The sequence below is a fragment of the Psychroflexus salarius genome, assembly GCF_900129035.1.
Taxonomy (GTDB): domain Bacteria; phylum Bacteroidota; class Bacteroidia; order Flavobacteriales; family Flavobacteriaceae; genus Psychroflexus; species Psychroflexus salarius.
This window is the reverse complement of record NZ_FQTW01000006.1, coordinates 73,708-86,998: the sequence shown is the minus strand read 5'-3', so window position 1 is coordinate 86,998 and position 13,291 is coordinate 73,708. Positions and strand designations below refer to the sequence as shown.

Sequence of the window (13,291 nt, the reverse complement as noted above, 5' to 3'; positions counted from 1 at the left end):
TTATAATTTTTTCAATGCCAGTTTAATGATATCTTCTACACTTGATGATGGCTCATTAGCTAAAATAGTAGTTACTACTTTTTCAGAAACCTTTCGGTTATAGCCTAAAGTTTCTAATGCTGATAACGCTTCTTTTTTGTTACTATTGTGGTTTGGTGTAGAAATAACATCAATTTCTTCGGTTTTGTCAAGCTTGTCTTTTAAATCTAAAATAACACGTTGTGCCGTTTTTTTACCAATTCCTTTTACGCTTTGTATAGTTTCTGCATCTTCATTTAAAATAGCTTCTGTGACTTGTTTTGGTGATAAAGAAGACAGCATAATTCTTGCTGTGCTAGTGCCAATACCACTAACACTTATTAGTTTTCTAAAAATTTCTCGCTCAGATTTTTCAGCAAAGCCATAGAGTGTGTGTGCATCTTCTTTTACATGGAGATGTGTGTAAAGCCTGATTAATTCTTCATCTTTAATTTGTGAAAACGTATGTAACGAGACATTGATTTCGTAACCAACACCATTACAATCTATCACTAAATGTGTTGGGTTTTTTTCAACAAGTTTACCAATGATTTGTGTAATCATTTTTAGATGATTTTAAGAGTTTCCAAATGTAACAAAATTAATCTTTTGCCAGGTTTTATAGACTTTTCTTTTTCTCTTTGCGTTGTGCATCTACAATTGCTACTGCAGACATGTTTACCATTTCATCAACACTAGCACCGAGTTGAAAAATGTGTGCTGGTTTGTTGAGTCCCATTAAGATTGGCCCAATAGAATCACTACTATTTAATTCTTTAATAAGCTTATAAGTTGCGTTTGCAGCATCAAGATTTGGGTAAATAAGTGTATTTACTTTTAAATTTTTCAACTTTGAAAATGGAAACTTTTGGTTTCTCATCTTACGATTGAGCGCAAAATCAACTTGCAGTTCTCCATCAACCGAAAGGTCAGGATGGTTTTGATGTAAGATTGAAATGGCTTCTTTTACAGTTTTAGCGCTTGGATGATTAGATGAGCCGAAGTTAGAATATGAAACAAGCGCCATGTTAGGCTCAATACCAAACATTTTTACGGTACGCGCCGTCATGATAGCAATATTAGCTAACTCGTTAGCTGAAGGTTCAATATTTATTGAAGTATCACTAATGAAGATAGGTCCTTTAGCTGTATTCATGAGGTTTGTAGCTGCCACTTTTTCAACGCCTTTTTCTTTGCCAATAAGTTCAAGAATTGGCTTTAAAACAGCTGGATAAGCTCTAGAGTAACCTGATAACATAGCATCAGCATCACCTTTTTCTAGCATCATTGCAGCAAAATAATTACGTTCACGAATTAATTTTTTTGCATCAAAGAGCGTAATTCCTTTTCTCGATTTCTTTTTCCAAAGTAATTCGGCATATTCTTCTCTTTGTTGGCGTTGTTTTTCAGATTTAGGATCAATAATTTGAACGTTACTGGCATCAAACTCAATTTCATTCATCAGCTCTAAAATCAACTCTCTTCTGCCAAGCAAAATAGGTTTTCCTATGCCTTCATCATAAACAATTTGAGCAGCTTTTAATACGTCAAGATGATCAGCTTCAGCGTAGATAATACGTTTTGGGTTGCGTTTGGCACCACTAAGTAGTAGTCTGGTAATTTTATCTTCGCTTCCCATACGTTCAAGAAGCTCTTCTTCATAAGTAGTCCAATCTGTTATTTCTTGTTTTGCTACACCAGACGTAATTGCTGCTTTTGCCACTGCTGGCGGAATTTCACCAATTAATCTTGGGTCGAATGGTTTAGGGATAATATAATCTTTACCAAAATTAAGGCGAGTTTCAGAATAGGCGATATTGACTTGTTCAGGAACGGGTTTTTTGGCCAGTTCAGCAATTGCTTTAACAGCAGCCATTTTCATTTCCTCATTTATTTTAGTGGCACGCACATCGAGTGCGCCTCTAAAAATATAAGGAAAGCCTAGGACGTTGTTGACTTGGTTTGGATAATCTGTGCGTCCAGTAGCCATGATCACATCATCTCTAGTTGATTTTGCTAAATCGTATTCAATTTCTGGCTCTGGATTTGCCATGGCAAAAACAATCGGATCTTTAGCCATTGATTTAAGCATTTCTGGCTTAAGAACACCGCCAGCTGATAGCCCTAAAAAGACGTCAGCATTTTTAATGGCATCAACCATTTTTAGATGTTGGTCTTTCTGTGCATATTTCATTTGATTAGGCAGTAGGTCAGTTCTATTTTCAGAAACCAAACCATCAATATCAAACATGAAAATATTCTCGGTTTTGGCGCCCATGAATGCATATAAATCTGTACAAGCGATAGCTGCTGAACCTGCGCCAGAGACTACAATTTTAATATCTTCAATATTTTTGTTAGCAATTTCAAGCGCATTGATTAAGGCTGCTGCAGAAATGATTGCCGTGCCATGCTGGTCGTCATGCATGACTGGAATATTGAGCTCGTCTTTAAGGCGGTTTTCAATTTCAAAGGCTTCTGGCGCTTTAATGTCTTCTAGGTTTATTCCGCCGAAAGTTGGTGCTATATTTTTAACGGTCTCAATAAATTTTTCTGGATCTTTGGCATCAACTTCTATATCGAATACATCAATATCTGCAAAGATTTTAAAAAGCAAAGCTTTTCCTTCCATAACAGGTTTTGAAGCTTCAGCTCCAATATCACCAAGACCTAAAACAGCAGTCCCATTGCTAATAACCGCAACTAAATTACCTTTATTCGTATACTTGTAAGCGTTATTTTTATCTTTATTGATTTCAATACAAGGCTCTGCGACACCAGGCGAATAGGCGAGACCTAAATCTCTTTGTGAAGCATGTTTTTTTGTTGGGACAACTTCAATTTTACCTGGATTTGGTTTAGCGTGATAAACTAAGGCTTCTCTTCTTTTTCTGACTTTACTCATAGGGAATATTCTTTATAGTTTCCTATAAAAATTGAAACAACAAAATTAGGGTTTTTATTGATTTTTAGATTCTTTAATTGCAATATTAAAGTGCAAACTTCAACTATTCGGGTTGCTGTTTTGTTTGATGTGGTTGATGTTTCTTTTTAAACCTTCAAACTTGGTGCGTTTTACAGCTGATTTTCTAAAAATTTCATTAAAAACTTCTTTGGTAATTTCTTCCCAATCTTCTTTGGTATTTTCTAGCAAATTTAGATGCGGATTAAATAAGGGCTCATTGTGTGGTTTACTGAATCTATTCCAAGGGCAAACATCTTGACAAATATCGCAGCCAAACATCCAATCGTCAAATTGATTTTTAAATTCTCTAGGGATTTCATCTTTTAGCTCGATGGTGAAGTATGAAATGCACTTGCTTCCATCGACTTGATATGGCGTTATGGCGTTTGTGGGGCAGGCATCTATGCATTTGGTACAAGAGCCACAATGGTCTGTAACAGGTGTGTCTGTTTCAAGTTCTAAGTCTAAAATTAATTCGGCTATAAAGTAAAATGAGCCAACCTGTTTGCTTAGTAAATTAGAGTGTTTACCTATCCAGCCTAATCCGCTTTTGGCTGCCCAAGCTTTTTCTAAAACTGGGGCAGAATCAACAAAGGCACGACCTGAAACTTCGCCAATTTCGTTTCTAATGTGGTCAATAAATGTTTTTAATTTGGCTTTAATTACATGATGATAATCTTGTCCGTAGGCGTATTTACTGACTTTATAGGTGTTCTCATTTTGGGTTTTATCTGGAAAATAATTATATAATAATGAAATAACACTTTTAGAACCTTCAACTAATTTGGTTGGGTCTAAACGCTTATCGAAGTGATTTTCCATGTATTGCATTTGACCATGGGCATTAGATTTTAACCAACTTTCTAATCGAGGTGCTTCAGCTTCTAGAAATTCTGCTTGACTAATTCCGCAGGATATGAAGCCTAAATCTTTTGCTGTTTTTTTGATGAATTGGGTATGTTTAGATGTTGCTGTTTTCAATTTTTTAAACTAAACTTTATAATAGCATTTTTAGGCTTTAAACTAATTAACGGTAAAATTTCAATGTCTGGCCTAGTGGCTTCAATTTTAAACTTCTTGGTGAGTTCCTGGAGTACCAAATTCATTTCGTACATGGCAAACATATTACCAATACATTTTCGTGGACCTGCTCCAAATGGGAAATAATGTTTAGAATAGCGTTTAGCATCTTCAAAACGTTCAGGAATGAAGGATTTAGGATTATTCCAGAGCTTAGGGTTTCTATGAATTTCGTAGATTGAAAATAATAAATCAGTTTCTTGTGGGATGATATAATTGTCGTGAATAACTTCAGATTTATTAACGCGATCTATAAAATACACCGGTGGAAATAATCGCATAGATTCTTCAATAACCAAATTAGCATAAGTGTTGTGTTTTAAGCGATCTATTAAGTTGGTGTTGTTTGAATGCTCTGCTACTTGCTGTTCTAGCTTTTGTTGTTTAGCTGGGTTTTGCGCTAAAAGCTGCGTTGTAAAGCATAAGGCGTTTGAAGTAGTTTCGTGGCCAGCGATGAATAAAATTAAAATTTCATCTAGCAACTTTTCTTCAGTCATAAATGAGCCGTCTTCGTAGGTAGAATGCATTAAGAGGTTCAATAAGTCATCAGGTTGTTCTTCTGACTGACGTCTTTTTTGAATAATTGTTGTGATAATTGATTTGGCTTCAGCTGTGAGTTTAAGCTTTTCTTTTAAAATTCCGCTTAACCTAAACCACCATTTTTTATAAGGTTGCCTAAGTTCTCTGACAAGCATCTGTTGGGTTTCTTCAGTAATGTGTTGCAGGCGTGTAATTTCAGTTGAAGTTATAGCGTCGCTAAATAATGCCCGTGCTACAACTTTAAATGCGAGGTCATTGAATATCGGGAAGGCATCAACTTCAGTATTTGGTTTAATTTTATCGACTTCATCTTTTATGGTTGATTCCATAATTTCTAAAAGACCTTCGATATTTTTTTTATAAAATGTTGGTTGCAAAAGTTGACGTTGTGTTTTCCAGTCTTCATCTTCTGCAGTTAAAAGACCTTTGCCAACATATTTAACTAAATCTTCAGTTTGAATTTTGGACTTTTTGAAGTTTTTTTGATTTTTCTGAAGTGCCTCAAGCGCTAATTCATGGCTTTTAGAAAACACCACATATTTTCCAAAGCCTAATTCAAGCTGAAAGGTATCCCCAAGCTTTTTGAAATTTTTTTCATGAAACGGAAGTGGGTTTTTCAGGATTTGTGCTGAATGTTTTAAGAATTCTATACTTGAAACTTTAGGCAATGCCTTCATATAATTAATGTTTAAAATAATCCGCCTTGTTCTGAAGGTTTTATTTTGTTTAAATGTTTGTAGGCCAATTCTGTCACTTCACGTCCACGTGGTGTTCTGTGTATAAAGCCTTTCTGAATTAAAAAAGGTTCATAGACTTCTTCTATTGTTTCTGCATTTTCTCCAACCGCTGTTGATAAAGTATTTAAGCCAACTGGGCCACCTTTAAATTTATTGATGATTGTGTTTAAAATTTTATTATCCATATCATCTAGACCGTGATCATCTACGTTTAGCGCTTTTAGGCTATATTTTGATATTTCGATATCAATTTTTCCATTGCCTTTAATTTGAGCAAAATCTCTTACCCGCCTTAATAAAGCGTTTGCAATTCTAGGCGTACCACGACTTCTTGAAGCAATTTCTATGGCTGCTTCTTGTGAGATTTTTACTCCTAAAATATAAGCACTTCTTAATATAATGTCACTCAATAATTCAGTTGTGTAATATTCTAAACGATTTGAAATGCCAAATCTAGCACGCATTGGTGAAGTTAATAGTCCAGAGCGAGTTGTTGCCCCGATTAAGGTGAAAGGATTGAGATTGATTTCTACGCTTCTTGCATTTGGTCCAGACTCAATCATGATATCAATTTTGTAATCCTCCATCGCTGAATATAAGTATTCTTCAACAACCGAGCTCAATCGGTGAATTTCATCGATAAATAGCACATCTCGTGGTTCTAAATTTGTAAGTAAACCCGCCAAATCTCCTGGTTTATCTATAACAGGTCCAGAAGTGATTTTTATGTTGGCATCTAATTCGTTTGCTAAAATATAGGCCAAAGTTGTTTTTCCAAGTCCTGGTGGACCATGAAATAAGGTATGATCTAAGGCTTCGCCTCTTAAGTTAGCTGCTTTCACAAAGATCTGAAGATTCTCTAAGACATGAGATTGTCCTGCAAAATCATCAAAACTAATTGGTCTCAAAGCACGTTCAAACTCAACTTCTTCTTGATTTTGGTTAGCTGAATCTGGGTTTAGGTTTTCATTCATACTCACAAATATAACGAAAAAGCCTTTCTGTTATAGAAAGGCTTTAGCTTAGTTTATTAGTTAAAGAAGTAATTAATGCATTGTTTCTTCTTCATTATCTTGTACAGGTACATTTTGAGGAATATAATCTTGTCCAGGAATTACATAATCACTGTCATCTTTATTTCTCTTACTGTAATCATAAGACCATCTGTAAACTGTAGGTAATTCGCCTGGCCAGTTTCCGTGGATATGCTTAACCGGAGTTGTCCATTCTAATGTAGTAGATTCCCAAGGATTTTGAGTCGCTTTCTTACCATAAAAAATCGAATAAATAAAATTGTAAAGGAATACTAACTGAACGGCTGCTGTTATAATTGCAAATACTGTAATTAATACATTTACATTAGCCAAATCATCAAAATAAGGGAAAGCTGTGTTTGTGTAATAACGTCTTGGTAAGCCTGCCATTCCAATGAAATGCATTGGGAAAAATACACCATAAGAACCAATAGCAGTTATCCAGAAGTGAACATAACCTAAGTTTTTATTCATCATTCTTCCAAACATTTTCGGGAACCAGTGATAAACGCCAGCAAATAAACCATACAAGGCAGAGACACCCATTACCAAGTGAAAGTGAGCGACAACAAAGTAAGTATCATGTACGTTGATATCAAGCGTACTGTCACCTAAAATAATACCAGTTAATCCACCTGTAATAAAAGTTGAAACCAGACCAATTGAAAACAGCATGCCTGGATTCATTTGGAGATTACCTTTCCATAGTGTTGTAATATAATTAAACGCCTTTACAGCTGAAGGAATTGCGATTAATAGCGTTGTGAATGTAAACACTGAACCAAGGAATGGATTCATACCTGACACAAACATATGGTGACCCCAAACCACTGTTGAAAGAAATGCGATGGCTAAAATAGATGCGATCATGGCGCGGTAACCAAAAATAGGCTTACGTGCATTTGTTGCAATAACTTCAGAGGTAATACCTAGTGCCGGTAAAAGTACAATGTAAACTTCAGGGTGACCTAAAAACCAAAAGAGATGTTCGTATAAAACAGGTGAACCACCTTGATAAGCTAAAACTTCACCTTGAATATAGATATCACTTAGAAAGAATGAAGTTCCAAAACTACGGTCCATTAATAATAAAAGCGCCGCTGACAATAAAACTGGGAATGAAACTACGCCAATAATTGCTGTTACAAAAAATGCCCAAACCGTTAAAGGTAAACGCGTCATAGACATACCTTTAGTTCTCAAGTTAAGTACAGTGACAATATAATTTAATGATCCTAGAAGAGATGATGCAATAAAAAACGTCATTGAGACCAACCATAATGTCATACCTAATCCTGAACCACTTATAGCTTGAGGAAGCGCACTTAATGGTGGATAAACCGTCCATCCAGCAGAAGCAGGTCCAGACTCTACAAAGAGCGAACTCAGCATGATTACACTAGAGATGAAGAATAACCAGTAAGATATCATATTCATGAAGCCTGAAGCCATATCTCTAGCACCAATTTGTAATGGAATTAATAAATTACTAAAAGTACCGCTTAGACCTGCTGTTAACACAAAAAACACCATTATTGTACCGTGAATTGTAACAAGAGCCAAGTAAATACTTGGGTCCATCACTCCATCTTTTCCAAATTTTCCAAGCAGGGCATCAAATATCCAAAAAGATTCACCTGGCCAAGCTAATTGCAGTCTAAATAAAATAGACATAGCAATCCCAACAATCCCCATAATTAGACCAGTAATTAAATACTGTTTAGAAATCATTTTATGATCGGTACTGAAAATGTATTTCTCTATAAAAGTTTGCTTATGATCGTGGTGCTCATGAGCATGGTTTTCTGCATTATGTTCTAAAGCTACTGACATACCTTATATTAATTTTGTGCTGTTAATTCTTGAAATGTTTGTTGTTTTTTAATCCATTCATTATAGTCTTCTTCTTCTTCAACTACAATTTTCATCTGCATATTGTAATGTGATGCGCCACATATTTTATTACATAACAAGTAATAATCAAACTCGTAATTATCAAGTTCCATTTCGCCTTCGGCTACTAACTCTTTACTTCTTTCTTTGCGAATTTCGTTGATGTTTTCAACTTTATCAACCATGTATTCACTTTTTCTCATTTCTTTAGTAGTTGTTGTAGGCGTAAAACCGAACTGAGTTATCATGCCAGGCACAACATTCATTTGTGACCTAAAGAATGGAAAGTATGCTGAATGCAAGACGTCCTGAGACCTAAATTTGAATAACACAGGTCTTCCTTTTGGTAAGTGTAATTCGTTTACAATAATATCATCTTTACCATAAGGGTCACTCTCATCTAAACCAAGTTGGTTAACACCTTCAATAAATCTAACGTTAGCTTTACCTAATGTTTTATCTTCACCAGCATATCTAGCTCTCCAGTCAAATTGATAAGCGTAAATTTCAACAACTAAAGTATCTTCAGTTTCTTCAACATTCATTATGTCGTTCCAGCTGAAAAGTCCGTAGATAATCAAACCAGCTAAAACAATTACTGGAATAATTGTCCAGATAAACTCTAATTTATCATTATCAGCATAAAACAAAGCTTTCTTGTTTTTTTCGCCTTTGTATTTGTAGGAGAACCAATGTAATAGGCCTTGCGTTATGATTTGCACGAACATAATTAGTCCTAATGAAATAAACATTAACTGGTCGTAGTCAGTTCCGTGTTCAGAAGCGGCTTCTGGAAGATAGAATCTGCTATACTCCCAAAACGAGTAAAACATGAACAAATAAAGGAAAACTACAAAAGCCAGCATTAATTTACCCTGCGTTTGATTGTCTTTGTTGTCAGCTATCTGTGTGTCATTGCTATTTACAGGTTTAGATAGTTTGAATATTTTTGACATTTGCCAAAATGTAATACCTAGTAACGCAATAATTATAATAACGAGTAGTATTGTCATCTTAATTTATTTAATCTTTAATTTAATTAATAGTGAAAATGCTTACTTTCTTTTATGTATGGATTGTTTTTTGCTAACAGAGGAACACTCGATATTGCTTTAAATACAACAAATATAAAAAGACCTAAAATAAGAAGTATTGAGCTTATTTCTGGAATACCAATAAACCATGATTCACCAACTGTTCCAGGCATAATCATAACAAAGAAGTTTAGGTAATGCCCAATCAATATAACTATACCACTCATAACTATTATCCAATTTACTCTTTTGAAATCTGAATTTATAAGAACAAGTAATGGGAATATAAAGTTCAAGGCTACCATACCTAAAAATGGTAATTGATAATCATTAAACCTAGCGATGTAGTAAACTGCTTCTTCAGGTATATTTGAATACCAAATCAACAAAAACTGAGAGAACCATAAATATGTCCAAAAAATAGAAATACCAAACATAAATTTGGCTAAATCGTGTATGTGGCTATTATTGACAAATTCTAAATATCCTCTACTTTTTAGGTAAATAGTCACTAATGCGATAGTTGTAATACCAGCAACAAACATACTTGCAAACACATACCAGCCAAATAATGTACTAAACCAGTGTGTATCAATACTCATAATCCAATCCCATGACATCATCGATTCAGTTACGATAAAAAATACTAAATAGATTGCTGATAGTTTGAAGTTCTTCTTGTGCAATTTAAGGCTTGGATTTTCATCCTGCTTTCTCGAGTTTTTAACAATAACTCTTGACAATAAAACCCAACCTACTATATAAATTGCTGCTCTAATTAAGAAGAAGCTGTCATTTAGATATCCTGTTTTATTACTAATTATTTCATCATGCTCTACAATAGAAGGATCCATCCAAATGAATAAATGATTTAATTGTAATGTTGATAAAACTAAAATTACAAATACAATTATACCACCTGGTAATATAAACTTAGAGATACCTTCCATAACTCTAAATATTACAGGAGACCAACCAGCTTGTGATGCATTTTGAATCGCATAAAATGTAAATGCACCTAAAGCTATCAAGAAAAAGAATAAACTAGAGGTGTAGATTGCTGACCATGGCTTGTTTTTGAGTTGATCATATACGTGTTCAGCGTGACTTTTTTCATGACCTTCGGTTTCTGCATGGCTTTTATTATGACTATCATCTGATGTATGCTTTGCTTTGTTTTCATGATTTAAGTTCTCATGATTTTGTTTCATACCTGATTGATGAGTTGCTGAAGTTTCATGTTCACCATGATGTTCATCGTGAGCCAGCATTTCTTCAACCTCTTGAACGCTCGCTGGAGTTGAAACAAAGCTATAAATCAATCCAACTGCGCCTACTATCATAAGTATTATTGCAGTTAGCTGTAACTTTTTAGACATCTTATACATAACTTCTAATCTTGATGTTTATGATTATTTATTTTCAAATTCTGGTTGCTCGACGCCTTCCAAATCTCTTTTAAGTTTCATGACATACATATCCACTTGCCATAATTCTTTAGTATTCATTTGCGAAGCATAAGAACCCATTGTATTAATTCCGTAATACATGACATGATATACACTACCTTCGGTTATAGCTCTACCTTTATCATCGTAACTTGGGACACCTAATATTTTTTCACGTTCAACCAAATAACCTTTACCGTCGCCTTTTTCACCGTGACATGTTGCACAATATATGTTATAAAGTTCTTTACCTTCTTCTATATTTTCTTCTGTATAAGCTAAATCATTTATTAGTTCTGTTTTAGCTTTTTCATAGCCTTCAGTATTATCTTCATATTCATATGGCATCCAACCTTTTTTAATTGTACCTTCTACTGGTTTTTTTGCTTCTTGCTCGTTTTCAAAAATTTCATATTCACCGTAAGTATCATACGGAACAGTGTAGTACATATTAGCAAAGTATTGACTTGCAGGCTCATTTTTATCTCCACAAGAAGTAAAAATTAGGCCTAATAATGTAACTATTATAAGTTGAAAATTTTTCATGTTCAATTTAATTTTCTTTAAGTTTAATTTCAGAAGCACCAGACTTGTAAATTAACTCAGTTACTTCTTGATAATTTTTCTTGTTAACTGATATTTCCATCAAAAAACGATCGTCAGTTGTTCTTGGATCAGGATTTTCAGCTTTTTTAAATGGCCACAGTTTACTTCTCATATAAAATGTTATTACCATTAAGTGGGCTGCAAAAAATACCGTCAATTCAAACATAATCGGAACAAATGCTGGCATGTTTTGAATGTAGCTAAAACTAGGTTTTCCACCGATATTTTGAGGCCAATCTTCAATCATAATGAAATTCATCATCACTACAGCTACTGTTAAGCCTACAACTCCATATAAAAACGAAGTTATTGCCAATCGCGTGTGTGGTAATCCCATCGCTTTATCAAGTCCGTGAACTGGAAAAGGCGTATATATTTCTTCAATGTGATATTTTTTCTCTTTAACTGATTTTACAGCGTTCATTAAAATATCATCATCAGTATAGATTGCTTGTATTACTTTAGTTGCCATAACTATTTTTTATTAAATTCTTCACTGAAATCTGGCATTTCGCCTTGTTCAACTTCGTTATAAAGTTTTGCATCGTCACCCTTTTCAGCTCTAATTCTTTTGAAATTTTCTCCTGAACTTTTAAGAATTGATTTTACTTCAGCCTGAGCAATCACTGGAAAAGTTCTTGAATACAATAAAAACAATACAAAGAAGAAACCTATTGTACCAATAAATATCCCAATATCCACAAAAGTAGGAGAGAACATAGTCCAAGCTGAAGGCATATAATCTCTGTGTAAAGATGTTACAATAATAACGAAGCGTTCAAACCACATACCAATATTAACCACTATTGAGATAAAGAATGAGAACATAATACTACGTCTTAATTTTGGGAACCACATAAACTGTGGTGAGAATACATTACAAGTCATCATTGCCCAATAAGCCCACCAATAAGGTCCGGTTGCTCTATTAAGGAATGCAAATTGTTCGTACTCAACTCCAGAATACCAAGCCATAAAAAGCTCTGTAATGTAGGCCACACCAACAATAGATCCTGTAATCATAATTACGATATTCATTAACTCTATATGTTGTATAGTGATATAGTTTTCAAGGTTTGACACTTTTCTCATTACAATTAATAAAGTGTTTACCATTGCAAATCCAGAAAATACTGCCCCTGCAACAAAGTATGGTGGGAAAATCGTAGTGTGCCAACCTGGAATTACAGAAGTTGCAAAGTCAAAAGATACAATGGTATGAACTGAAAGTACAAGAGGCGTTGCCAAACCGGCAAGTACAAGTGAAACTTCTTCAAACCTCTGCCAATCTTTCGCTCTACCAGACCAACCAAAAGATAATATTCCGTAAATGTGTTTTTGAAATGGTTTTACTGCTCTATCACGTATCATTGCAAAATCAGGTAATAAACCAGTCCACCAAAATACTAACGACACCGATAAATAGGTTGAAATTGCAAAGACATCCCACAAAAGTGGTGAATTAAAGTTAACCCACAATGAACCAAATTGATTTGGAATAGGTAATACCCAATAAGCTAACCAAGGTCGACCCATGTGGATAATAGGGAATAAACCTGCTTGTACAACTGAGAAAATAGTCATAGCCTCTGCAGAACGGTTAATAGCCATACGCCATTTTTGTCTAAACAGTAGAAGTACTGCAGAAATCAAAGTTCCCGCATGACCAATACCGACCCACCAAACAAAATTGGTAATATCCCAGGCCCAGCCAATCGTTTTGTTTAAACCCCAAGTTCCAATACCTGTTGATACAGTGTAGACGATACATCCAAGTCCCCATAAAAATGCTATAAGAGATATTGAAAATACTATCCACCATGATTTGTTAGCCTTACCTTCAACTGGTTTTGCAACATCAATTGTCACGTCGTGATATGATTTATCACCAGTAACTAAAGGTTTTCTAATAGGCGCTTCGTAATGAGACATAATA

11 protein-coding genes are annotated in these 13,291 nt (G+C 34.6%); all 11 read right to left on the bottom strand.

The genetic code is table 11. The features are described 5' to 3' along the window. Entirely contained in the window at nt 1-582 is a 582-nt protein-coding gene (ruvA, locus tag BUB82_RS08480) for a Holliday junction branch migration protein RuvA (protein WP_073193189.1), read from the bottom strand. A 55-nt stretch (nt 583-637) separates the two neighbouring features. Continuing rightward, nucleotides 638-2,923: an NADP-dependent malic enzyme gene (locus BUB82_RS08475; protein ID WP_073193188.1), complete on the bottom strand. Its 2,286-nt coding sequence runs from the start codon at nt 2,921-2,923 to the stop codon at nt 638-640. 99 nt (nt 2,924-3,022) lie between these two features. Beyond that, nucleotides 3,023-3,964 (bottom strand): tRNA epoxyqueuosine(34) reductase QueG, encoded by a 942-nt coding sequence (queG, locus tag BUB82_RS08470; protein WP_073193187.1) that lies wholly within the window; start codon nt 3,962-3,964, stop codon nt 3,023-3,025. Then, complete coding sequence (locus BUB82_RS08465) at nt 3,961-5,280, bottom strand: cytochrome P450 (RefSeq protein WP_073193186.1); 1,320 nt, start codon at nt 5,278-5,280, stop codon at nt 3,961-3,963. The genes queG and BUB82_RS08465 overlap by 4 nt, the downstream gene beginning before the upstream one ends. A gap of 11 nt (nt 5,281-5,291) precedes the next feature. Then, nucleotides 5,292-6,314 (bottom strand): Holliday junction branch migration DNA helicase RuvB, encoded by a 1,023-nt coding sequence (gene ruvB, locus BUB82_RS08460; RefSeq protein ID WP_073193185.1) that lies wholly within the window; start codon nt 6,312-6,314, stop codon nt 5,292-5,294. A gap of 72 nt (nt 6,315-6,386) precedes the next feature. Then, the gene (locus BUB82_RS08455; RefSeq protein ID WP_073193184.1) at nt 6,387-8,207 is read right to left on the bottom strand and encodes a cytochrome c oxidase subunit I; all 1,821 of its coding nucleotides are present in this window, start codon (nt 8,205-8,207) and stop codon (nt 6,387-6,389) included. Nucleotides 8,208-8,215: 8 nt separating this feature from the next. Then, nucleotides 8,216-9,280, bottom strand: coding sequence for a cytochrome c oxidase subunit II (locus BUB82_RS08450; protein WP_073193183.1), 1,065 nt, complete (start codon nt 9,278-9,280; stop codon nt 8,216-8,218). A 26-nt stretch (nt 9,281-9,306) separates the two neighbouring features. After that, the gene (locus tag BUB82_RS08445; RefSeq protein WP_073193182.1) at nt 9,307-10,689 is read right to left on the bottom strand and encodes a quinol:cytochrome C oxidoreductase; all 1,383 of its coding nucleotides are present in this window, start codon (nt 10,687-10,689) and stop codon (nt 9,307-9,309) included. 24 nt (nt 10,690-10,713) lie between these two features. Continuing rightward, nucleotides 10,714-11,295: a c-type cytochrome gene (locus tag BUB82_RS08440; RefSeq protein WP_073193271.1), complete on the bottom strand. Its 582-nt coding sequence runs from the start codon at nt 11,293-11,295 to the stop codon at nt 10,714-10,716. A gap of 7 nt (nt 11,296-11,302) precedes the next feature. Further along, nucleotides 11,303-11,827, bottom strand: a complete 525-nt coding sequence (locus tag BUB82_RS08435; protein ID WP_073193181.1) for a DUF3341 domain-containing protein — start codon at nt 11,825-11,827, stop codon at nt 11,303-11,305. 2 nt (nt 11,828-11,829) lie between these two features. Then, nucleotides 11,830-13,287 carry an NrfD/PsrC family molybdoenzyme membrane anchor subunit gene (gene nrfD, locus BUB82_RS08430; RefSeq protein ID WP_073193180.1) on the bottom strand — a complete coding sequence of 486 codons (1,458 nt, stop codon included), beginning with the start codon at nt 13,285-13,287 and terminating at the stop codon, nt 11,830-11,832. Nucleotides 13,288-13,291 lie beyond the last annotated feature (4 nt).

Excerpts from the sequence above, each read along its gene's own strand:
- ruvA (WP_073193189.1), bottom strand. The coding sequence starts at position 582 with ATGATTACACAAATCATTGGTAAACTTGTTGAAAAAAACCCAACACAT.
- BUB82_RS08475 (WP_073193188.1), bottom strand. The coding sequence starts at position 2,923 with ATGAGTAAAGTCAGAAAAAGAAGAGAAGCCTTAGTTTATCACGCTAAA.
- BUB82_RS08465 (WP_073193186.1), bottom strand. The coding sequence starts at position 5,280 with ATGAAGGCATTGCCTAAAGTTTCAAGTATAGAATTCTTAAAACATTCA.
- ruvB (WP_073193185.1), bottom strand. The coding sequence starts at position 6,314 with ATGAATGAAAACCTAAACCCAGATTCAGCTAACCAAAATCAAGAAGAA.
- BUB82_RS08455 (WP_073193184.1), bottom strand. The coding sequence starts at position 8,207 with ATGTCAGTAGCTTTAGAACATAATGCAGAAAACCATGCTCATGAGCAC.
- BUB82_RS08450 (WP_073193183.1), bottom strand. The coding sequence starts at position 9,280 with ATGACAATACTACTCGTTATTATAATTATTGCGTTACTAGGTATTACA.
- BUB82_RS08445 (WP_073193182.1), bottom strand. The coding sequence starts at position 10,689 with ATGTATAAGATGTCTAAAAAGTTACAGCTAACTGCAATAATACTTATG.
- BUB82_RS08440 (WP_073193271.1), bottom strand. The coding sequence starts at position 11,295 with ATGAAAAATTTTCAACTTATAATAGTTACATTATTAGGCCTAATTTTT.
- BUB82_RS08435 (WP_073193181.1), bottom strand. The coding sequence starts at position 11,827 with ATGGCAACTAAAGTAATACAAGCAATCTATACTGATGATGATATTTTA.
- nrfD (WP_073193180.1), bottom strand. The coding sequence starts at position 13,287 with ATGTCTCATTACGAAGCGCCTATTAGAAAACCTTTAGTTACTGGTGAT.